Raw genomic sequence first — 22,756 nt, 5'->3', positions numbered from 1 at the left:
ATAACTTGGAACGGCCAAACGAGCCGCCCACTTGAGTTTTTCTGCAATAACATTAAAGTAAAGCCACCATAACAATATCAAAACACCCTACAGAAGGTGGCGCTGTTGCATCAATCCTGTTTCGATAGACCCATTATCATCATCTCGGCGCCGCGATCCGGCAGCACCCTGCTTTTTGAACTCCTAAGCCATAGCGAATCACTCTGGACCATTGGTGGCGAGAGCCACGCTGTAATAGAAAAGCACAGGCAGCTCAACATCACCGCCAAGGGATTTGCTTCCAACGCGCTGGATATCAGCGACTGGGATGCGGATATTGACCAGCAGCTCAAGGCAGATTTTGAGGCCGCACTGAGGGATCATCAGGAGAAACCCTACCAGAAGAGCTTAGGACCGATCCGCTTTCTGGAGAAAACCCCAAAAAACAGCCTGCGTATCGACTTTCTCGCTAAGCTCTTTCCCGACGCCCGCTTCATCTATCTGGTGCGGGATCCCAAGGAAAATGTTGCCAGCATAATGCAGGCCTGGCGCAGCGGCCGTTTTCGCACCTACCCTGGCCTGCCCGGCTGGGGCGGCGACTGGTCACTCCTACTGCCACCGGGTTGGCAGGCGCTCAGAGGAAAGCCACTAGAACAGGTCGCCTGCTTCCAGTGGTGTCAGGCCAACGAGCACATCATGGCCTCGCTGGACAAGCTGCCGAAAGAGCGTTGGCACCTAGTCAGCTATCATGATCTGGTTGCCGATCCTAAGGGCACCACCCAGAAAATAGTCAAGTTCTGCCAGCTTCCTTTAGACGCTTCACTAGCCGAGCGCTGCGAAGCCAAGCTGCCTCTCTCACGCTACACAGTCTCGGCCCCTAAGGCCGATAAATGGCTGGCCAACTATTCGGCCATCGCCACCATCTGGCCAAAAACACAAGCTTGCTTGCATAAGATAAATCAGCGACTGGCGTCACGAGACATCTTGCCTTTTGCGACAAATCTGCCCTCGCCACCAGAGGACCAACAAACGCCAGCGTCAACTCCCCCTTATAAGGTAGAGACCAAACCCGAGCAAGCTAATGCCCAGTCAACCGAGGGTTCGATCACTCGCTACCCAAACACCGCCCGTAACGCCCCCTGCCCCTGCGGCTCTGAGCTGAAATACAAGGCCTGCCACGGCAAACTGCAATAGGGATACAAGAGAGATTATGAAGTTAGCGAAAGAGTTCTACCGCCTGCCCCTGAGTTTCGATGTCGAGCGCCTGCAACAGGAGCTAGCCGCCTTCGATGAAGATGATTGGCGCGCCCATCATGAGAGCTTTAAAGGCAATTCGGCCATCGCCCTTATCTCGGTCGGCGGCAGCTTTAACAACGAATTTAAGGGCCCTATGAGCCCCACTCCTGCGTTGCTGCAGAGTCCCTATCTCCAGCAGGTGATCGCCTCCTTCGGCGAGGTAATTGGCCGCTCTCGTCTGATGCGTCTAGCCCCCGGCTGCGAGGTGCCCCTGCACAGCGACATCAACTACCATTGGCACAACCGGGTGCGTATCCATATCCCCATAGTCACAGACGAGGCGGTGCAGTTTCACTGCGACGATAAGCAGGTACACATGGGCGAGGGAGAATGCTGGATTTTCGACTCCTGGAAATACCACAAGGTGGTGAACAAGAGTGACAAGATGCGGGTGCATCTGGTTATCGACACCATGGGCTCGAGTCGTTTTTGGCAAATGGTCAACGAGGCATCGCTGGCCTATGGCGACTTAGATGACCCAAGCTTTAAGCCTAAACACTTAAATTTCATCCCTGAAAAACCTGCAGAGATCATCACAGAGAAGGTGAACTTCCCCTTGGTGATGCCCCCCAGCGAGGTACGTCTGCTAACCCAGGAGCTGACTGCTCAGGTCCAAAGCGCAACGGGCAATAGCTCAGTGGCAACTCGGGCCTTTATCAAGTTACTCAATGACTTCGCGCTAGACTGGCAGGCACTCTGGTCACAGTTTGGCGATGATAAGGCCGGCTGGGACGCCTTCCATCGACTGCGACAACAAACTTTGGCGCAGGCGGCACCGCTGGAACAGCAGGTGATGGTGGACAGTCAGACGTCGGCGATGAAGATACTTGTGCATCTGATCATGGGGCCGGCCATGAGCCCTGAATTGGCTCAGATAAATACAGCCGCGCCTCAACCTACGTCAACACCCAGCGCCCCCATATCTTCACAAACAAGACCCGCACCATCGTCGCCAGTCGCTAGCACGATGAAGAAACAGCAACCCGAGCCCGGACTGACTCGCAACAGCCCCTGCCCCTGCGGCTCTGGCAAGAAATATAAGCAGTGCCACGGTCAGCTTAACTAACCTCTAGGCGTTCGTAATGGCCGTTCGCGCTGGCCGTTAGCGATGGCCGTTAACGTTAGCCAATCGGCTTCAGCCATATAACAAAGGGCGACACACTTGTGTCGCCCTTTGTTTTAGTCAACTTTTACTTCAACAAGCTTGGCTAACGCCACGTCAACTCAAGAAGCTCTTGTGGGCCCTATCGGCAATCTCGGTCAGGGTGCGATAGGCATTGGGAATAAAGGCTGCATAGGCCTCACTCTGACCTATCGCCTTTACATTCATCGGCCGTCTAACCTGGCTGGCGCTAGGAGTCAGCACGCTGCGTTTTGATTCATAGAACTTAAGACAGGCAGGCTCGAGCGCCAGACCGACATAGTCCACCATGGCCGGGATCTGCTTATCCGGCGCCTTCACCAACTGCTCGAAACAGAGGTGATACAGGCTATCGCCGTAGGCCTGCTGCCAATGGGCCATCAACTCCAGATATAGCTGCCAATAGTGGCAGATATCATCCAGATGGTAGGAGTAGTCATGACCATGGCTAAAGTGCTGCTTATAGACCCCCATGGCGTTGTCTCTGGCATCGCGGATCACATTGATGATCTTGGCCTCAGGAAACAGTGTCTTGATGAGACCAATATGGATGAAATTGTTGGGGTTCTTGTCTATCACAAGGCTTGGCGACGCTTCACCCTGGGCCTGGAGATACTGGTTCACCTGCTCGATATACTGCTGGCGCATCTGGGCTATCTGCTCATCTGACAGCCGGGGCAACATGGCGCCATAGCCTCCCTTCATCTCCAGACTCAATGCCAGACGCTCCATGAAGGGCAGCTCATCTGTCGCCGCAATCTGAGAGTGGCTGGCCAGGATCTGCTCACACAGGGTGGTGCCCGAGCGCGGCATGCCAACGATAAAGATAGGTGTCCAAGGCCCGCTAGTCTCTTCACCGCACGGCTTCACCTCAGCCGATTTGAGGCTATCGACCAAGCGGGTAAAGGCCTCTCTCTTAAAGGGGCGTAGTGGACGCATCAGCTGGTTGGCCATTCGCACCGCATCGAAGGCCTGCTCACCTTGCTTGCGCTGCTCATAGACACGATTCAGGGCAAAATGAAATAGCGACTGACTCGCCTGAGAGAACTCCTCGGCAGCAATATTGGCCTTAAGAGCAGTTTCATCTTGCTCGGTGAACCGGTAGTTTTTCAGATCCGCCAGGCTCCAGTAGGCGGTCGCCTGCTGACTGGGCGCCAGATGAATATAATCATGGTAGAAGGCTGCGGCCTTATCTGTGTCCCCCTTGGCCTTATAGACATGCCCAAGGTTGAGGCTTGCCTGCGCCGCCTGCTCATTACCCGCTAACGCAGCGAGTAGCGCCGACTCGGCCGTCGCCATATCGCCGGTGCGGCTGGCGTTTATCCCCAGACGCAGTTGCAGGCTTAAATCTTGCGGCGTTTCTTCAACCAAGTCTCTGAGTAAGTTGACGGCATCGAAGAAGGCCTCGCGGCGCTCATGCAGGGTCACCATATTTAGGCGCAGTTCTTTATCTTGAAATCCAGCGGCTTGGGCCTTTAGGTAGCAGCTCAAGGCTTCTTGATGCTCACCACTTCGAAAAGCGAGGTGACCCAATAGCGCCTGCGCCTCACCATTACTGGGTTCTCTGCGAATCACCTTACGGGCATAGATACCGGCAGAGGAGAATTTTCCACTCTGATAAAAGCCTCTGGCTTCTTCTAAATAGCGCGCTTCTCGACTCAAGTCATACTCCTGTTGTTATCGTTATTATTTAAGTGACTGCGACTGTGATCTTGGTTTGCAGGCCTATTCTAAACATCGCCCCCAGACAAAAGCAACGAAGTGTTAACAAAGTCAGTTTATTCCCCCAGCCCCTTCCCCTCATCAAGCCACTAAGTTAAGGTCAAGCCATGACTCAACAAGCTAAGCTGTCAAATTGAAACGGATCGCCCTCTTTGTCGATGTACAAAACATCTATTACACCTGCCGCCAGGCCTATGGTCGTCAGTTTAACTACCACGCGCTGTGGCAGCGTCTTAGTGAGCAGGGGGAGATAGTTGCGGCGCTAGCCTATGCCATCGACCGGGGTGATGATGGCCAGATAAAGTTTCAGGATGCGCTGAAACATATCGGTTTCGAGGTCAAGTTGAAACCCTTTATCCAGCGCAGCGATGGCAGCGCAAAGGGCGACTGGGACGTTGGGATCACCATAGATATCATGGAGCATGCCCCAGAGGTGGATACTGTCATCTTACTCTCGGGCGATGGCGACTTCGCCATGCTGCTCGAGCATATTGGCCGCAAGTATTCCCTAGAAACTGAAGTTTACGGCGTGCCTGAGCTCAGTGCCAAGGCGCTGATGGACGCAGCCACCCAGTTTCATCCCATAGAAGGTGAACTGCTGCGCTAGTCGCACATCTCGGGAGCTAGCCGCTCAAGCTAGCTCCTGACGTTAACCCATCACGATAGCCCCTGACATTAGCCCCTCACATTAGCCCCTGACGTTAACCACTCACGTTAGTCCCTCAAGGTCAGTCATTATCGCCTGAGGCTGTCAGGCAGTAGAGGTGCTGACAGTAACGCTTTGCCGAGGCGCCCCAGCTAAAACGCTTCTGACTGGCATTATCACAGATAACGTGCCAGGCCTCCTTACCGATGAGCGGCAGGGTCTGCGACAGGGTCTCCAACAAGGCGCTCGACTGCTCCGCCAGACTGTCGCCATAGAAGACAAACCCGTCTTCGCCATGACTCACCGTATCTTTCAGCCCCCCGACGCCATGAACCAGACAGGGCTGAGCGGCCCGCATCGCCAGCATCTGACTGATGCCGCAGGGCTCGAAGGAGCTGGGCATGATAAACAGGTTACCGCACTCGTACAGGGTGTCAGACAATGGCAAGTCGAAGCCGTTGATAAAGAGCAGGTTCTGATAGCGCCCGGCGAGCTGTGCCAGTTGCGCCTCTATCGCCTCATCGCCGCTCCCCAGGATAGCCATCAGGCCGTTAGGCGCATGCTCAGCCAAGAGCTTTAGCAGATGTTCTAGTGTGCTGATACCTTGCTCATCACGATAGCAGAGGATCGCCATCTTCTGATCCGTCAGGCGCCCCACAGAGGTCAGCAGCAGCCTGGGGGCATCCTGAAATTCCGATTGTCGCCTCAGCCGGGCAAGAGTCATCAGCGCCTGCTGATCGACGCTGCGCACCCAAGGCGTCTGGCATAACCAGCCTTGTATCGCCTGCTCGGCGCTGTCGATGAGCGGCAACAGCTTGTCTGTGTTGCCCCTGAGCAGCGCCTGACGCTTGCTGAGCTGACCCGAACGTTTCAACTTACTCGGATACTCGCAGCCGTTTAAGATGCCATGCAGCGCGCCTGCTTGCTGTTTCTGCTTTAGGTCCGCCTCTAAGCCTTCACCGCCGATAAACCCCTTTTCAGGCGATGAGGAATGCAGCACCTCCTGGGCATAGCTGGGGGACACCAGATGCACGCGATCGCTCAGCACTATGGCGGCGCGCAGCGGATTGAAACATTGGGGGTACCTGGGATCGATCACCTGATTGAGCGCATCACTGCCAAGCGAGGCAAACAGACTCGGCAACCAGGCCTGCAAGGAGGAGTGCTCCTGAGTTAAGGGCCGCGCCCCTTGAATTGCCAGGTTGTGGATAGACAACACACAGGGGATCGCCTGCAGCGCGGCATACTCGGGGGCAAAGGCCCGCAGCAGCGCCAGCACGCCGCAGTGCCAGTCATGCAGATGCAGATGATCCGGCCTTGGCATCAAGCCGGACAACACCGCCTTGGCGACACCGAGGCAGAACAGGGCGAACTTGTTGGCATCCTCGGCGAAAGGGCGATCGCTCGCCCCCGGGGTGTAGATCTTACCGCCCTGATCGAACAGCGGGTGATCCAACAAGAAGAGGTTCACCTCAGGCAGGCTGGGATGCGCCGCGCGGTAGAGGGTCAGCCAGTGGGGCTGACCATAGAAGTCGACCACCAGCTCGCCCAGGGGCTCGGCCCCCTGCTGACGATGCAGAAAACCATAGCTTGGCATGATCACATCGCTGCATACGCCCAGCGGATAAAGGGCACCCGGCAGGTCGCGGATCACATCGGCCATGCCGCCCACCTTGGCGCCCTTGAGCGCGCCGTTCTCGGCGGCGACCATCAACACGCGCTTCATGGCGCTCTCCCCCTGCGTCTTACTCATAACCCACCGGTAGCCCCAACATGTCACGGGTCACCAGGGTGATCCCACCTTCCGAGACCCTAAAGCCCCGCGCCCTGTCGTGATCATGGTCGTGGCCAATTACCGTACCCTCGGGGATGATGCAGCCTCTGTCTAATATGGCATTCTTGATCTGGCAGTGACGCAGCACCACCACATCGGGCAGTACCACAGAATTTTCCACCGTGGAGTAGGAGCAGACCTGCACCTCGTTAAACAGCACGCTGCGTCTCACGGTGGAGCCAGAGATGATACAGCCACCGGAGACGATGGAGTCCACCGCCATGCCGCGGCGCTCGTCGTCATCGAAGACAAACTTGGCCGGCGGCAGCTGCTCCTGGAAGGTCCAGATGGGCCACTTGGCATCATAGAGATTGAGTGCCGGCGTGGGCGATAACAGCTCCATGTTGGCCTGCCAGAAGGAATCCAAAGTGCCCACGTCGCGCCAGTAGGCCTCCTCATCGGTGAAGCCGCTTCTGAAGGGGTGGGCGTAGACCTCGTGCCCCTCGATGATCGACGGGATGATATCCTTGCCAAAGTCGCGATCCGAATTCTCGTTCATGGCATCTTTCTTGAGCTGCTCGAACAAAAACTCGGTGTTAAACACATAGTTACCCATAGACGCCAGACACATCTCGGGATTTTCCGGCAGGTGCTTGGGCAGCTCAGGCTTCTCTTCGAAGCCCAAAATCTTGTTGCGCTCATCCACCTCGACCACCCCAAAGGCGCCCGCAGCCTCGGCCACAGGCACCTCGAGGCAGGAGACCGTCATATCGGCGCCCGACTCGGCATGGGCGGCCAGCAGACCCGCATAGTCCATGCGATAGACGTGATCGCCAGAGAGGATCATCACATACTTGGGCAGCTCGTGGCGTATGATGTCGATATTCTGAAATACCGCATCGGCGGTGCCCTTATACCAGCTCTCGGAATAACGCTGAGAGGCAGGCAGGATCTCTACCGACTCCCCCAGCTCCTTCTTGAAGTGGCCCCAGCCGCGCATCACGTGGCGGATCAGCGAATGCGACTTGTACTGGGTCACCACACCGATGCGGCGAATGCCCGAGTTGATGCAGTTCGACAGCGGGAAATCTATGATGCGGAACTTGCCACCGAAATAGAGCGACGGCTTGGCGCGCCAGTCGGTCAATTCATGCAGACGTGAACCTCGCCCCCCGGCCAAGATTAATGCATAGGTTTCTCGGGTTAAATTACTGATATAACGTGGGCTAGGATTCATGTTAGGCATAGGTACTCACTCCTTGAGATAAAAAACACACCAGTTGCTTGGGCGCCGCAGCGGCCCGACTTAGCTCGATAAACGTCATTAGGCTATCCCCCAGATCTCGTCTCGATATTGACCAATGGTGACATCGCTGGAGAAGCGACCACTGGCGGCGGTATTGCGTATGCTCATCTGTGTCCAATGGTGGGGATCCCGGTAGGCCTTGGCCGCCTGCACTTGGGCGAGCCGGTAAGACTCGAAATCGGCGGCGGTCATCCAGGGGTCCCGAGGACAACGAATGCTGTTGATGATGGGGTCGAAGATCCCCGGCTCCAGCAGGTTAAAGTGGCCACTCTCCAGCAGGCTCATCACCTCGGTCAGCGCCTGTGACTTGGCGATAAAGTGCAGGGGATCGTAGTGGGGCCTCAAAGCCTCCACCTCGTCGGCGGTGAGGCCGAAAAGGAAGAAATTATCCTCGCCCACCTCTTCGAGCATCTCGATATTGGCGCCATCCAGAGTGCCTATGGTGAGGGCGCCGTTCATCATAAACTTCATGTTGCCGGTGCCCGAGGCCTCCTTGCCGGCGGTAGAGATCTGCTCGGAGAGATCCGTCGCCGGGCAGATACGCTCCATGGCGCTGACGTTATAGTTGGGGTAGAAGGCGAAACGCAGATATGGGGTCACCAGGGGATCTGAGTTGACCATGTGGGCCACATTGTTGGCGAGCTTAATCAACAGCTTGGCCATGGCATAGCCAGGGGCCGCCTTGCCGCCGATCAGCACGCACCTTGGGGTGATATCCGTGAGTTTGCCCTGCTGGATCTGGTGATACAGGTGGATCACATGCAGGATATTGAGCAGCTGACGCTTATATTCGTGAATGCGTTTCACCTGCACATCGAACATCATCTTAGGATCGAAGCGAACGTCGCACTCCTGCTCCACCAGCTCGGCCAGCTGTTGCTTGTTGCCATGCTTGACCTCCTGCCAGGCCTTGAGCAGCCCCTCGTCATCGGTGAAGGCATTGAGGGCGCTGAGGCGGCTAAGATCTTTCACCCAGCCTTCACCCAATCGCTTGCCCAGCAGCTCGGCCAGCGCAGGGTTACTCTGAGCCAGCCAACGCCTCGGTGTTACGCCATTGGTCTTGTTGTTAAACTTCTCGGGCCACAAGGCGTAGAAGTCCTTAAACAGGCCAGAGGTTAACAGCTGAGTATGCAGCCCGGCGACGCCGTTCACCGAGAAGCTGGCGACAATCGCCAGGTATGCCATGCGGATATGGGGCTCATCGCCCTCTTCGATGATCGACATGGCTCGCAGCTTGTCGCCATCGCCCGGCCAATGGTGAGCTACCATGTCCAGGTAGCGGGCGTTGATCTCATAGATGATATCCAGCAACCTGGGCAGCATGTGGGCGAACATGCGCACCGGCCAACGCTCCAGCGCCTCGGGTAGCAGGGTGTGGTTGGTGTAGGCCATGGTCTGGCTGGTGATATCCCAGGCCTGCTCCCAGGACAGACCATACTTGTCCATCAAGAGGCGCATCAACTCGGGGATCGCCACGCTGGGGTGAGTGTCGTTAAGCTGCATCACATGCTGGCGGGCAAAATCCCTAAAGTCGGGGCCGCGCTGGCTCACCCAGGTATTGAGCAGATCCTGCAGGCTGGCAGAAGAAAGAAAATATTGCTGGCGCAGCCTCAGCTCCTTACCGTTCTCGCTGGCATCGTTGGGATAGAGCACCATGGTGATCTGCTCCGCCAGGTTCTTACGGGCCACCGCCTCGGTATAATCCCCCTGGTTAAACTCCTCGAGATCGAAATCGTCCGTGGCCTCAGACTTCCACAGCCTGAGGGTGTTTATCCGCTCGTTCCGATAGCCGGGCACAGGGATGTCATAGGCCACCGCCAGCACATCCTGAGTCTCCACCCAGGTGTATTGGCGCTTACCGTCGCGGTCGATATAGGACTCGGTATGGCCGAAGAAAGGCACAGTCACGTTGTGGCTCGGCACCCTCACCTCCCAGGGGTTGCCGTCCCTGAGCCAGCGGTCGGGGCGCTCCACCTGATAGCCGTCACACAGCTTCTGGGCGAACATGCCGTACTCATACCTTATGCCGTAGCCGGTGACATTGAGATCTAGGCTGGCGCAGCTGTCGAGGAAGCAAGCCGCCAGGCGTCCCAGGCCGCCGTTGCCCAGCCCGGCGTCATGCTCCTGAGCCTCCAGAGTCTCCAGCGCCACAGCATAGTCTTTCAATACTTGGGCGCTCTCATCGTTCATATCCAGATTCAGCAGCGCATTGCCAAGGGCCCGCCCCATGAGGAACTCCAGCGACAGATAGGCGACCTTCTTGTTGCCCGTGTCGCGATCCAGCTGGCGGGTGGCGCGCCACTTGGGCAGCATCTGATCTTTCACGCTCATGGCGAAGGCGTAAAACAGCGCCTGCTCGTCACGCTCCTTGGGGGTCAGACTCTTGTCGATGTGACGCTCGAAACAGGCCCCCAGGGTCTCACAGGGATCGCAGATAAGGCTGTCAGCCTTGGCTTCGACCTTTACCACAGGCTTGCTGCTAGTCTTACTCGTTTTAGTGGACTTCACCGGCTTAGCTGTCGAACTCATCTAGACTCTCCTTTGGCTGAAGGCTCTTCTCTCGCTGAGAGCTCTTCTTTCGCTGAAGGCTCTTTTACCGCTGAGGGCTCTACTGCGAACGAGGTAAATTGGGCGTAATAGATCATCAGGCTACGGTCCTGTAGCACCAGACTGGCGCCTTGCAGCAAGGCCTGATAGCTGGCGGACTCGCCATACTGTGGGCTGTCCTGGGTAGTGAGCAGACACTGCCACTGCACTATCCCCTCGAGACTCGGCAGGGTGAATTGTTGGGGCCTATTGTCGGCGTTAAACATCAGCAGCAGCGCCTGACGGCACCCGGCCTGGGCCTCCAACTCGCCGCTGATCACTAGGCTCAGGGTGCGGGTCTGCGCCTCGCCCCAGTGGGCCTTTGTCATGGGCTCGCCCTGCCTACAGAACCAGTCGAGGCCTGGGGAGGCCTGGTTGGCACTCTCGTGGATATAGTCTCTGTGGCACAGCATGGGGAAACGGCGGCGCAGCTTGATGAGGTTAGCGGTGAAACTCAGCAGCTCGTCGCTGTCGATATCCTTGCGCCAATCGAGCCAGCTGGCGGGATTGTCCTGGCAATAGGCGTTGTTGTTGCCCAGCTGGCTATGACCCACCTCGTCGCCGGCCAGCAGCATGGGCACCCCCTGAGACATAAACAGTGTGGTGAGCATGTTGCGGCACTGGCGGGCACGCAGCGCGGTGAGCGCCAGCTCGTCGCTCTGGCCCTCGTGGCCATAGTTGTCGCTGTAGTTCTCGTTGTGGCCATCACGATTCTGCTCGCCGTTGGCCTGATTGTGCTTGTGGCGATAGCTCACCAGATCCATCAGGGTAAAGCCGTCGTGGCTAGTGATAAAGTTGATGCTGGCGGCGGGCTTGCGCCCGGCGTGTTCGAACAGATCGCTGGAGCCATGAAAACGGGTGGCGAACTCGGGCAACATGCCGGCATCGCCGCGCCAGAAACGGCGCACCGTATCGCGATACCTGTCGTTCCACTCGCTCCAGCCTATGGGAAACTGCCCCAGCTGATAGCCACCAGGGCCTATGTCCCAAGGCTCGGCGATGAGACGCACCCGACTGAGCACAGGATCTTGGCTGATGGCATCGAAGAAGCCGGAGCCCACATCGAAGCCATGATCCTCACGCCCCAAGGTGCTGGCCAGATCGAACCTGAAGCCGTCGACCCCCATCACCTCGACCCAGTAACGCAGCGAATCCATCACCAGCTGCAACACCCTGGGGTGTGACAGGTTGAGGGTATTGCCGCAGCCTGTGTCATTGATGTAGTAGCGCGGCTCGCTGGGGTGGAGACGGTAGTAGCTGAGGTTATCTATCCCCTTAAAGCAGTAGGTAGGCCCGAGACGATTGCCCTCGGCGCTATGGTTGTAGACCACATCCAGGATCACCTCTATGCCGGCGCCGTGCAGGGCGCTGACCATGTCGCGAAACTCCTCTATCGCCTCATTACCCTCAGACTCGCTTAGGTAGGCCTGATGGGGCGCGAAATAGCCTATGGTGTTGTAACCCCAGTAGTTAGTCAGCCCCTTCTGCTGCAGGAAGGCCTCGGTGACAAACTGCTGCACAGGCAGAAGCTCGACGGCAGTGACCCCAAGGCTTTTCAGGTGCTGTAGGCTGGCAGGGTCGCCGAGGCCTGCGAAGCGACCACGACGCTCACTGGCCACCTCGGGATTTTGCTGGCTAAAGCCCTTCACATGCAGCTCATAGATCACGCTGCGGCGCAGGGACAGCGGGCTATCGCCCAGATCGAAAGGATTCACCAGGGGCGTTATGGGCTTAAGGTTGTCGAGATCCACCACCACACACTTGGGCATCAACTCGGCGTTATCCAGCTCGCAAAAACTTAAGTCTTCCTGCTCATGACCAAACTGATAGCCGTAGTGGGATTTATGATCTTTAATCGCGCCATTCAGGCGCCTGGCATAGGGGTCGAGCAGCAGCTTGTTGACATTAAATCTGTGGCCAATCAAGGGCTGATAGGGGCCATCAACCCGGTAGCCGTAGCGGCAACCCGCCCTAAGCCCAGACACATGGCCGTGCCAGATCTGCTGGGACTGACGCTCGAGACGCAGCCTGGCCACCTCCCTATCCTCCTCGTCAAACAGACAGAGGTAGACGGCAGTGGCGTGGGCGGAAAACAGCGCGAAGTTCACCCCCTCGCTATCTAAGGTTGCCCCCAAGGGATAAGGCTTACCGTGGGTCAGTCGCATGACACACTCTCGTCCAGTTCCAGCACCAGACAGGCCAGCGGCGGCACGCTGATGCAGGCACTCTGAGCCTGGCCCTGATAGGCCTCTGGCTCGGTGTGGATAACCCCCTGATTGCCCACGTCGCTGCCGCCATAGTAGTGGCTGTCGCTGTTGAGGCGCTCATGGTAGCGCCCGGGCTGCGGCAGGCCGATACGAAACTCGCGGTAGACCTCAGGGGTCATGTTGACGATAAAGATCAGCTGCTTGTCGCCGCTCTGGCGGAAAAAACTCAGCACGCCGGCGCTGGCGTTGTCACAGTCGAGCCAGCGAAAGCTCTCGCCGTGGTGATCGTCACCATAGAGGGCAACGCTCTGACGATAGAGGCTGTTGAGATCTTTCACCCAGCGCTGCATCCCCTGGTGGGGCTCGAACGCCAGTAGGTGCCAGTCGAGGCTATGCTGATGATCCCACTCGTCGCGCTGGGCAAAATCCGCGCCCATGAAGAGCAGCTTCTTACCCGGATGCCCCCACATGAAACCCAGATAGGCTCGCAGGGTGGCAAACTTCTGCCAGTCGTCGCCTGGGATCTTATGCAGCAAGGAGCCCTTGCCATGCACCACCTCGTCATGGCTCAACGACAGGATGAACTGCTCGGTGAAGCAGTACATCAGGCTGAAGGTCAACTCGTTATGATGATGGCTGCGATGGATGGGGTCCCGGCCGATATAGCTCAGGCTGTCGTTCATCCAGCCCATGTTCCATTTGAAGCCGAAGCCCAGGCCGCCCTCATCGACCCGCTTGGTGACGCCGGGCCAGGCGGTGGACTCTTCGGCGATCATCATTATGCCGGGAAAGCCTTGGTAGAGACGCGTGTTAAGGTCCTGCAAGAAGGCGATGGCATCCAGATTCTCGCGCCCGCCATGGGCATTAGGCAGCCACTGATGTGGCTCGCGGCTGTAGTCGAGATAGAGCATGGAAGAGACGGCATCCAGGCGCAGGCCATCTAAATGAAACTCCTGCAGCCAGTAGTGGGCGTTGCTGAGCAGGTAGCTCTGCACCTCGCCGCGGCCGTAGTTGTAGATAAGGGTGTCCCAATCTGGATGCTCTCCCTGACGGGGATCCTCATGCTCATAGAGACAGGAGCCGTCGAAGCGGGTCAGCCCATGGGGATCCTTGGGGAAATGCGCCGCGACCCAGTCGAGGATCACCCCAACGCCCGCCTGATGACAGGCATCGACGAAGGCCTTAAGCTCGTGGGGCTGGCCGAATCTGTGGGTCGGCGCAAACAGGCCCACAGGTTGATAACCCCAGGAGCCGTCGAAGGGATATTCGCACAGGGGCATCAGCTGCAGATGGGTGTAGCCCATCTCGACCACATAGGGGATCAGCTGATCGATGAGCTGACTATAGCTGAGGTACTGCTCGCCGTTTTCCCCCTGGCGACGCCAAGATCCAAGATGCACCTCATAGATGGAGATGGGCTGATCGTGCCAGCTCTGCTTGGCCCGTTTCGCCAGCCAGCGCTTATCCTGCCAGGCATAGTCAAGTTGAGGCGGCACGATTGAGGCGTTACCCGGGGCGCCCTGCATGGCGCGGCCGAAGGGGTCGGCCTTGAGCACTCGTTCTCCCTCCTGGGTGACAATCTCATATTTATAGTGGGTCAACGCCTTCATCGAGGGGATGAAGATCTCCCACACGCCGTTGGCCGGATGATGGCGCATCACCTGACGGCGACCGTCCCAGTCGATGGCATCGTGCACCAAGGAGACCCGCTTGGCATTGGGCGCCCAGACACAAAACTGCACGCCGCTCACCCCATCAACCTCACGCCAGTTGGCCCCCATGAAACGATAGGCCTGCTCCTGACGCCCCTCGCTGAAGAGGTACAACGCCTCATCACTCAGCAGGCTGGCATATCGGTAAGGGTCGTTTATCTCCTCGACGCTGAAGGGATAATGCACCCGCAGGCGATACTCGAAGGGGTTGATGCGCCGCCCGGCGAGTCCGGCGAAGATCCCCTCTTCATGGCACTTTTCCAGCTCGGCCACCTTGCGGCCATCTTGCTTGGCGATCAGCTCGACGCGCTCGGCCCCCGGCAGAAAACAGCGCACCACCAAGCGTTTAACCAAGCTTACCGCCTTAGCCTCCTTGATGCCCTTACCCGCTTTAGTCGCCGGAGCCATCTCTATGGCATGCATCCCCAACAAGGCGAAGATATCCACGTAGTCGGCAGCCAGCAGGGCTTCAATTTCACTTGGCGCTATCAGTGGTGTCGGCGCAGGTGTCTGCACTGGTATCTGCTTAGTCATCTGGTTATCCCTTTGCTTGTCTGTTTCATAGGAGTGTCATAGCTGTGTCATCGACTGAAAACAGGCTGACGAAGACGCTCGTCTGCCCGGCAAAATTGCTCGCTGGCCTCGGCCGAGCTGCGTCCCTCGACGATGCTGCGTAGCAGGCGCTTGATTGAGGGCGACTGTCTCAGGCTGGTCAGGCTATAGGGCAGTCGTCGCTGCCAGTTGGCATATTCCTGCCAAGTTCCGGGGATGTTGACCCCGTGTCGCTCGCAGCAGAGATCCGCCAGCTGCACGCTAAACAGCCGCGAATGAGAACGCGCCGCCACCGTTACCCAGGCGCTGAGCAGGAGCAGATAATCTTCCTCCAGCGAGGCGGTTTCGCCGTTGGCTTCGAGCCAGGCCAGCAGCTGCTGGCGCTCGCCGTCGCGTCGCTCCAGGGCTTGCTCTAGCGCCTGGTCACTTTCGAGAAGTTCCAGTTGACGCTTAAGATGCAGGTCACTCTGAGACCACCAGGCCAGTAGCGTAGGCACGTCATGGTTGGCCAGCATCATCAGGCTGTCGGCCCTGTGATCTTGTGGCGACTTAAAGGATTCGCCCTTCTTGCAGAAATAGAAGAGTTCGTTGGCATAGATGCCGCCATCACTTAGCTTGGCGCGCACCTCGTCCGGCACTATGCCGAGATCTTCGCCTATCACCACACAGTTGCTGCGCATGCTCTCAAGGCGCACGATCGCTAGCAGAGTATCTATGGGGTAGTACACATAGGCCCCGGGAGCCTCCTGGGGTTCACTCGGCCACCACCAGAGACGCAGCAGCGCCATCACATGATCGAGTCTGATGGCGCCGTAGTAGCGCATGTTGCTGCGAACCAGCGCAATAAAATGGCTAAATCCCGACTGGGCCATGGCGATAGGATCCGGCGGCGTCAGCCCCCAGTTCTGCCCCTTGGGGGCAAAATCGTCCGGCGGCGCACCTATGCTGGCCTGCTGGCAATAGGCGTCTCGATTGTGATGGACTTCGGCGCCATCGCCGCGCACGCCAACGGCCATGTCGCCGATAAGGCCAATGCTCATGCCCGCCGCCAGCGCTTGATGCTGACAGGCGATCAGCTGCTCGTGGGCAACAAACTGCAAGTAACTATGTAACTGCGGATCTGCGGCCATTTGCTCTCCCTGAGCTTGGGCCTTGTCTGCCTCCAGCTGGCAGAAACTGCTCAGCGCCTCCCCTTCCTGGGCCACAAACTGCATGAAGGCCTGCTCGCGCGGCCCACCGCTACCCAGCACGTCACGGCTAAACACCTGATAGAGGGCGATGAAGAGGCGATACTTTAGCTGGGTGAGCTTGGGATAATCGAGCCAGTTGTCACGGTTGAGACGCTCGCGATCCAGGGCGAGAGTTTGCAGCAGCGGCGCTATCTCATTGGCCTCGGGCACAGACTCGATATGAATATAGAGAGGATTGAGCCTGCGTCTGTCGCTCGGGCTGTAGGGGCTGATATAGGCCTCTTCCAGATTGAAGGAATCCCCCAGGGCATGAAGCGGATTGAGCTGAATAAAGTCGCAGCCATAATCTCCGAGCCAGGCGATCAAGGCCCCCAGATCGCCAAAGTCCCCTATGCCCCACTGACTGTCGCTGCGCAGGCTATAGAGGGCGATGCTTACCCCCCAGGGTTTATCCGTCTCCCGTAGCTGTTTGGCCTTGGGCGGCGCCAGTAGCCAGGTGCCGTGATGGCCCTCGGTTTGCCAGTCGATGGCCATGGTATTGAGCTTACTCTTGCCATCAAGGGTCCCTTTACAGAAACCCACCGACAGCTTGTGATAGCCCATGGGCAGGGATTGGCCCTGCGTCAGGTAAGGCGCGATGGATACCCGGTAACGGTAATAGAGGTGGGGCTCACAATAATAGTCGCCCACCCGCTCCAGCGCTGCAAAAGGTATGCTCATCTCGAGTTGCGTACCGCCTTCGGTGAGGATGCGCACCCTAAGGTCACGCTGCATCTCGGCTGGCAGCGATAAGGTAAAGCTTGGCTCAGTCAGACAGGCAAATTGAAAGATCGCCAACGGGCGTTGCCAGGGCGCGACATCTAGGTCGAAATTACGTTTTTCAATCGCCTCGCCATTGGCGGCGACGAAACCATCTGGGCTGAGATCATCCAGATGAAACTTAGGCTGAGTGCAGTTAGCCAGTAGACAGGCGAGGAGCCTTAAGCGCTCGGCCTGGCTATGGTGCACCAGGCGGCCCGAGTAATCGCTATAGCTGGCGCCTACGCCCTGCAAATAGAGTAACTTTTCTAAGCCCATCGCCCATTTCCCTGCTAGTCAGTCAAACTGCCCTATTTCCTTGAGCAGTAAACATGCCAAGCACAGGTAACAGCTTGACGACAGATTTATGTCAATCAGATGAACTCTTTTTAAACATAATAATCAATAGCTTATAAAACTTGCTTTTGGGATAAGACAGATGAGCTGACTGGACACTCAGGCGTTTGATGAAAATCAGCCTGCACAAATATTGTGCAGACGACCTAATTAGATGCACGAAAAACAAACAGCTAATTATCGGGTGATTTGGCCTCAACGAGTCAATTTCAACTTATGAAAGTTGCCGTGATAGATTTTCGAAATTGAAAATCAGTCAAATTTCGTATTTGTCATAAATTTACAAATTTAGTCGTATTGATCTAAGTTTTTGCCATGCTTTCGACTGGATAACCACTAATTATGAGGAAGATCACACCTTTGCGATAACCGCGTTGGTACTTTAGTTACCAGAAAAGATAACAACTTTTAACTTTAAGCATAAAAAAGGTGATTTTATGGCTGCTAAATTTTTTATCCCATCAGTCAACGTATTGGGACAAAATGCTGTTGACGACGCAATTGGTGATATTAAAACCTTAGGCTTTCAGCGTGCGCTGATCGTCACCGACAAGCCACTGGTAGAGATCGGCCTTGTGGGTCAGATCGTCGAGAAGTTTGGCGCGGCGGGCATCACATCGACTATCTTCGATGGCGTGCAACCTAACCCAACAGTAGGCAATGTCGAGGCGGGTCTGGCGCTGCTCAAGGCGAATGACTGTGACTTCGTGGTATCACTGGGCGGCGGCTCACCACACGACTGCGCCAAAGGTATCGCCCTGGTTGCCACCAACGGCGGCAACATCAAGGACTATGAAGGCCTGGATATGTCGACTAAGCCGCAACTGCCGCTGGTCGCCATCAACACCACAGCCGGTACCGCCAGTGAGATGACACGTTTCTGCATCATCACAGACGAAGCCCGTCACATCAAGATGGCGATCGTCGACAAGCACACCACGCCTATCCTGTCGGTGAATGATCCCGAGCTGATGCTGCTCAAGCCTGCCGGCCTCACCGCCGCGACCGGTATGGACGCCCTGACACACGCCATCGAGGCCTATGTCTCTATCGCCGCCAACCCTATCACAGATGCCTGCGCTATCAAGGCGATCGAGCTTATCAAGGGTAACCTGGTGGAAGCTGTTGAGAACGGTCAGAGCCTGGAGGCCCGCGATCAGATGGCTTACGCTCAGTTCCTGGCGGGTATGGCCTTTAACAACGCCAGCCTGGGTTATGTACACGCCATGGCGCACCAGTTAGGCGGTTTCTATGACCTGCCACACGGTGTCTGTAACGCCCTGCTACTGCCACACGTTCAGGCCTACAACGCACAGGTTGCCGCGCCGCGTCTTAAAGATGTAGCCAAAGCGATGGGGGTCGATGTCAGCGCCATGACTGACGAGCAAGGCGCAACGGCCGCAATCGAAGCGATCAAGGCGCTGTCTGTTGCGGTGAAGATCCCAGAGAACCTCACCAAGCTGGGCGTGAAGGCGGAAGATATTCCAACGCTTGCCGACAACGCATTGAAAGATGCCTGCGGTCTAACCAACCCTAAACAGGCGACCCACGAAGAGATCTGCCAGATCTTCACCAACGCGCTATAGGCTAGCCTAGCAAGTTTCGAATTTCTCCCTGCAAGTTGAAATTCCCAAGGCCCACCTCTGGTGGGCCTTTTTATTGCCAACCTTAAACCACCTCCTGTAGAGGATTTAATCGTGTATTGTCACCGCTCGGCTCGAGCAGCTCCTTAAGCCCACACAGTTTTTATCAGCCAGCTCTCGATTCATACGCTTTTTATTCGTCGCTTGTTACTAGTTGGCTTACTATTAGTTCGCTTGTTATTGGCTAGCGATTAGCCAATCGACATGCGAGCTGGTCGAGACTTACACCCACACGAGCAAGGCCACTTCTATCCAGCCTCCCGGGTCAAAGCCTCGGCAAACGGCCGTGATACAAACAAAATCACTCATCTAGCGATGAAACACCCGGCTTTTCGAAGTTTTTATCATAAAAATCCAGCACTAATAGCTAAATACTCTTTTCATGTCACACTTTTGGACTAGTCCCTTCGGATACATGTGTTATAAAATGGTGTCAGCTCGCTTTTTCCCTGCAAAGATTCAGCTAGCTAAAAGGCTCGTCGGCAACTATTGCCGGCGAGCCTTTTTCTTTTCAGCGGATAGAATGGTTTAAGTCAAAGAAAGTTAGGCTTATTTTTCTAATGTTGCGAACTTGTGATACTCTGCCAGCATCTATGGAAGGAGTATCACCACGTGAAACTTATTAAATTACTCATTGTTTGCTACCTATCCCTCATCTCTCTATACGGCGAAGCAAAAACAATAAAATCTGGGGACTATCAGATAGCCATTGCCCCGACCAGCCAATGGATCATCCCTCAGCCTCTCGCTTCGATTGGCCTCAATAAAGACAAGAGTCCAATTCATTATCGTATGGTTGGGCGACAAGAACGTTTTACGGCAAACAGTAACGAGTATTATCAAGACTTTGCCGCGACAGCCCTCAATCAGGAAGGGGTAAAGGAGCTATCGAAAATTGAGCTGACCTTTAATCCCGAATTCGAGAAGTTGACACTACATACACTCGAAGTGGAGCGAAAATCCTCCTGGCAGGATAGACTCGATAGCGCCAAAATAGACGTTATTCATCAAGAACAAGAGCTTAGCAGCGACCTTTTCAATGGCCTAGCAACGGCGGTTATCGTTTTAAAGGATGTGCGCGTCGGTGATACGGTACGTTATCAATACACTATCGAAGGAAGAAACCCCGTCTATGGCGAGGAATTTGGCAGCACCTACCCAATGGGATGGGAAATTGCGGTTGATAAACTTCACCTAAGGATAGTGAACGCCAGCGATAAACCCTTTTATATTCAAGAGAACAAGATTGGCAAGCCGACCACGAGTGATTCGGTTCATGGCCAAGTCTACGAATGGAACCTCTCGAATGTCGGCAAATATAAATATGAAGAGGGTATTCCGGCCAGTTACCTCTGGGCGCCAGTGATCTTTGTCAGCAGCACAGGCTCTTGGGCAGAAGTTAATCGTTGGGCATTAGCCCATTATCACTTTGCCGAGCAGCGATCCAAGCTACTACAAGATTATATCGATGAGGTCACCAAGACGTATTCAACCAAGACCGAACAGATAGCCGAATTCATCCGCTTCGTTCAACAAGATGTTCGTTATTTTGGGATTGAAATCGGTCAGAATAGTCATATTCCCCACAGCCCTAATACCGTCTTCGAGCGTCGTTATGGAGACTGTAAAGACAAAGCCAGTCTGCTCATTGCCCTGTTCGATGCCATAGATGTGAAGAGCTCTCCCGCACTGGTCAATAGTGAGCGCGGTGAAGCGCTGAACGAACGGCAGGCCTCACCAATGCTTTTCAATCACGTGATCAATTATTTTAGCTACGATGGTAAACCATATTTCATCGACGCCACCAATAACCATCAGGCGGTTGGGTTGAATGCCATCACCCAACCCGACTTCGGTTTCGCCCTAGTGCTGGATGAAAAGACCCAATCCCTTACGGCTATGCCTAAGGCAGACATCAAGGTCGATAGGGTCGAAATAGAACAGCATTACGTCTCTTCAAATTATGAGTCGCCAGTGGATCTCTACATCACCACCAAGTATTTTGGCCACGAAGCAGACTACATGCGTTACCAACTGGCTAGCGTATCCCACAGTGAGATCGAGCAGCATTACCTGAACTATTACGCGAAATTCTATCGCGACATACAGCTCGCCACACCGACACAAGTTACTGACATCAAAGATAAGAGTAACGAACTCATCCTGTCTGAGCACTACCGTATAGGTGATTTTTGGCAGCCTCAAAATAAGACCCTCAATTTCGGCCTATTTGCCAGTTACGTTAAAAACTACGTCGAACTCCCTAAAGTGATACATCGTAGCCAACCATTGGCCCTACCTAGCATGGTGACGGTCGAACAGACACTCAAGGTCTCCATGCCTGAGAACATCGACTATCAGATAAGTGAACAAGACAAGCAGATAAGCAGCAAAGGCATAGACTATCGTTCCACCGAAGCCTACATCAACGGACAATTTATTCGCCGCCATAAGCTGATTATCGATGAGAAAACCCTCAGCACTAAAGAGAGTAAAGATTTTATCGATGCGTTAAGAGAGGTAGACGACGATCTCTATTACAGTGGCGGCGTCACGGGAGACTTTAGTCAGCCAATCAATCCAGGGATTGAATATCTTCAACAACAACTTGGCTCGGAGGGCGCACAATGATAAATGCTAAGGTAATTGCTTTCTCGCTCTTCGCCTTCCTATTCTTACTCGGCGGATGTCAGTCGACGCCCAAGAGCCAAGGGAGTACGACGCCCAATAAACAGGCAAAATCAGAACAGTCTTCTCTGGCGTTTGTTCTTCAGCAGGGACAATTGATCGCCGAAGACATCACTAATAGCAATCCAGCACTGGCCGAAAAATGGTGGGATAAGAAGACCTTATTAGACTATGCACACCAGGCGTATCCAGACCTAAGCAACAAAGAAGAGGAACTATTCTATCGCTTTTTCACGACCAAGTTTATAAAGACCCTTAAATCGACTAAATACTGGCGTTTCGAAGGTGTCATTGCCGACAACTTAGTCTTTAGCACTTATCTTGACGAGCTCCCGACCGCGTTCCTAATGCAGTATCGTTACAATAAAAGCAATGAAAAACATGAACTTAAAATTGTTAACTGGCAACTAATCAATCACATAAGCTCGGGACTGGACGCTTATTTTTCATATACAAGAAATGTCGAGGCGCTACTCAAATCTGACTATGTGAAGGTGCTCAAGGCGGCGCAGACTGGTGGCAAAATGAGTGAGCAGGAGGTTATGGCGATTTTTGACAAGCTGCCGACCAAGATTAAACAACAGCCAACACTACTCAATGACTTTGTATATGCGGCCATAGCATTAGTGGACAATCCATCCTCATCCACAATCGATAAACTGTACCAAGATGCACCGCCATTGGCCCCAAGGACAGGCGCCTTCTGGGGATACTATTATCTGCACAAGGATGAGTACCAAGGGTACCAACAGGCTCGCCAACAAGAGTTGATCTATTTAAATAATCTACAAACCAGTTTCTCTCTAGAAGGGATACTTTACGCCTTAACTCAGAATGATTTGAGCTTCGCACGTCAAGAGTTTGTAAAATATATTCAAAGTAATCCTAGTGATGCCCTAGCCTATGCTATCTACCTAAACCGACTCATTGAGCTAGAACATCATCAGGAAGCCAGCCATATCTTTAGGGCCTTTCAGCTACAGTTCAAGGTTAAATTAACCCAGGAAGACTTTAGCGAAACGGATCCACAGAAGGTTGCAGCCTTCTTCGATAGCCAAAGCTACAAACAGATCTCTCGCCTCTAATCGACAGCACTCCCCAAACTCATTTGGGGAGCGCCCTCCGTTCAAGCTTCATATTGCAGTAAACGAAAAAGGCG

At 55.1% G+C, this 22,756-nt stretch carries 13 protein-coding genes; 6 read left to right on the top strand and 7 right to left on the bottom strand.

Translation table 11 applies throughout. The features are described from left to right. The first annotated feature begins 105 nt into the window (after nt 1-105). Nucleotides 106-1,173, top strand: coding sequence for a sulfotransferase family protein (locus K0I31_RS05950; protein WP_220080226.1), 1,068 nt, complete (start codon nt 106-108; stop codon nt 1,171-1,173). Nucleotides 1,174-1,189: 16 nt separating this feature from the next. Further along, nucleotides 1,190-2,341, top strand: a complete 1,152-nt coding sequence (locus tag K0I31_RS05945; protein WP_220080225.1) for an aspartyl/asparaginyl beta-hydroxylase domain-containing protein — start codon at nt 1,190-1,192, stop codon at nt 2,339-2,341. Nucleotides 2,342-2,494: 153 nt separating this feature from the next. Here the strand turns inward: K0I31_RS05945 and K0I31_RS05940 are convergent, their stop codons facing one another. Further along, nucleotides 2,495-4,078 carry a tetratricopeptide repeat-containing sulfotransferase family protein gene (locus K0I31_RS05940; RefSeq protein ID WP_220080224.1) on the bottom strand — a complete coding sequence of 528 codons (1,584 nt, stop codon included), beginning with the start codon at nt 4,076-4,078 and terminating at the stop codon, nt 2,495-2,497. A 193-nt stretch (nt 4,079-4,271) separates the two neighbouring features. On the opposite strand from K0I31_RS05940, the gene K0I31_RS05935 reads away from it, so the two are divergent. Then, complete coding sequence (locus tag K0I31_RS05935; RefSeq protein WP_220080223.1) at nt 4,272-4,745, top strand: LabA-like NYN domain-containing protein; 474 nt, start codon at nt 4,272-4,274, stop codon at nt 4,743-4,745. Between the two features lie 121 nt (nt 4,746-4,866). On the opposite strand, the gene K0I31_RS05930 is transcribed toward K0I31_RS05935, so the two are convergent. The 6 genes from K0I31_RS05930 to malQ all read right to left on the bottom strand — a co-directional run bounded on the left by K0I31_RS05930 (nt 4,867) and on the right by malQ (nt 17,188). Further along, on the bottom strand, nt 4,867-6,537 hold the full coding sequence (locus K0I31_RS05930; protein WP_220080222.1) for a glycogen synthase: 1,671 nt from the start codon (nt 6,535-6,537) through the stop codon (nt 4,867-4,869). Next, a complete protein-coding gene (gene glgC / locus K0I31_RS05925) occupies nt 6,530-7,804 on the bottom strand; it encodes a glucose-1-phosphate adenylyltransferase (protein ID WP_220044626.1) in 1,275 nt (424 codons plus the stop codon). The genes K0I31_RS05930 and glgC overlap by 8 nt, the downstream gene beginning before the upstream one ends. 78 nt (nt 7,805-7,882) lie before the next feature. After that, nucleotides 7,883-10,393 (bottom strand): glycogen/starch/alpha-glucan phosphorylase, encoded by a 2,511-nt coding sequence (locus K0I31_RS05920; protein ID WP_220080221.1) that lies wholly within the window; start codon nt 10,391-10,393, stop codon nt 7,883-7,885. Next, nucleotides 10,390-12,615: a glycogen debranching protein GlgX gene (gene glgX / locus K0I31_RS05915; protein WP_220080220.1), complete on the bottom strand. Its 2,226-nt coding sequence runs from the start codon at nt 12,613-12,615 to the stop codon at nt 10,390-10,392. Before glgX ends, K0I31_RS05920 begins: the two co-directional genes overlap by 4 nt. Next, nucleotides 12,606-14,903, bottom strand: a complete 2,298-nt coding sequence (gene glgB, locus K0I31_RS05910) for a 1,4-alpha-glucan branching protein GlgB (protein WP_220080219.1) — start codon at nt 14,901-14,903, stop codon at nt 12,606-12,608. Before glgB ends, glgX begins: the two co-directional genes overlap by 10 nt. Nucleotides 14,904-14,950: 47 nt before the next feature. Continuing rightward, on the bottom strand, nt 14,951-17,188 hold the full coding sequence (malQ, locus tag K0I31_RS05905; protein ID WP_220080218.1) for a 4-alpha-glucanotransferase: 2,238 nt from the start codon (nt 17,186-17,188) through the stop codon (nt 14,951-14,953). 515 nt (nt 17,189-17,703) lie between these two features. On the opposite strand from malQ, the gene yiaY reads away from it, so the two are divergent. From yiaY to K0I31_RS05890, 3 genes are all read left to right on the top strand, one after another. Next, nucleotides 17,704-18,852: an L-threonine dehydrogenase gene (yiaY, locus tag K0I31_RS05900; RefSeq protein WP_220080217.1), complete on the top strand. Its 1,149-nt coding sequence runs from the start codon at nt 17,704-17,706 to the stop codon at nt 18,850-18,852. A gap of 669 nt (nt 18,853-19,521) precedes the next feature. Beyond that, nucleotides 19,522-21,540 carry a DUF3857 domain-containing transglutaminase family protein gene (locus K0I31_RS05895; protein ID WP_220080216.1) on the top strand — a complete coding sequence of 673 codons (2,019 nt, stop codon included), beginning with the start codon at nt 19,522-19,524 and terminating at the stop codon, nt 21,538-21,540. After that, a complete protein-coding gene (locus tag K0I31_RS05890; protein WP_220080215.1) occupies nt 21,537-22,682 on the top strand; it encodes a hypothetical protein in 1,146 nt (381 codons plus the stop codon). The genes K0I31_RS05895 and K0I31_RS05890 overlap by 4 nt, the downstream gene beginning before the upstream one ends. Nucleotides 22,683-22,756 lie beyond the last annotated feature (74 nt).

Source organism: Shewanella spartinae, from assembly GCF_019457555.1.
In the GTDB taxonomy this organism is placed as follows: domain Bacteria; phylum Pseudomonadota; class Gammaproteobacteria; order Enterobacterales; family Shewanellaceae; genus Shewanella; species Shewanella loihica.
The sequence above is the reverse complement of the archived record's forward strand: the minus strand, read 5'-3'. Positions and strand labels throughout refer to the sequence as shown.

Coding starts and splice junctions, on each gene's coding strand:
- K0I31_RS05945 (WP_220080225.1), top strand. CDS start 1,190: ATGAAGTTAGCGAAAGAGTTCTACCGCCTGCCCCTGAGTTTCGATGTC.
- K0I31_RS05930 (WP_220080222.1), bottom strand. CDS start 6,537: ATGAGTAAGACGCAGGGGGAGAGCGCCATGAAGCGCGTGTTGATGGTC.
- glgC (WP_220044626.1), bottom strand. CDS start 7,804: ATGCCTAACATGAATCCTAGCCCACGTTATATCAGTAATTTAACCCGA.
- K0I31_RS05920 (WP_220080221.1), bottom strand. CDS start 10,393: ATGAGTTCGACAGCTAAGCCGGTGAAGTCCACTAAAACGAGTAAGACT.
- glgX (WP_220080220.1), bottom strand. CDS start 12,615: ATGCGACTGACCCACGGTAAGCCTTATCCCTTGGGGGCAACCTTAGAT.
- glgB (WP_220080219.1), bottom strand. CDS start 14,903: ATGACTAAGCAGATACCAGTGCAGACACCTGCGCCGACACCACTGATA.
- malQ (WP_220080218.1), bottom strand. CDS start 17,188: ATGGGCTTAGAAAAGTTACTCTATTTGCAGGGCGTAGGCGCCAGCTAT.
- yiaY (WP_220080217.1), top strand. CDS start 17,704: ATGGCTGCTAAATTTTTTATCCCATCAGTCAACGTATTGGGACAAAAT.
- K0I31_RS05890 (WP_220080215.1), top strand. CDS start 21,537: ATGATAAATGCTAAGGTAATTGCTTTCTCGCTCTTCGCCTTCCTATTC.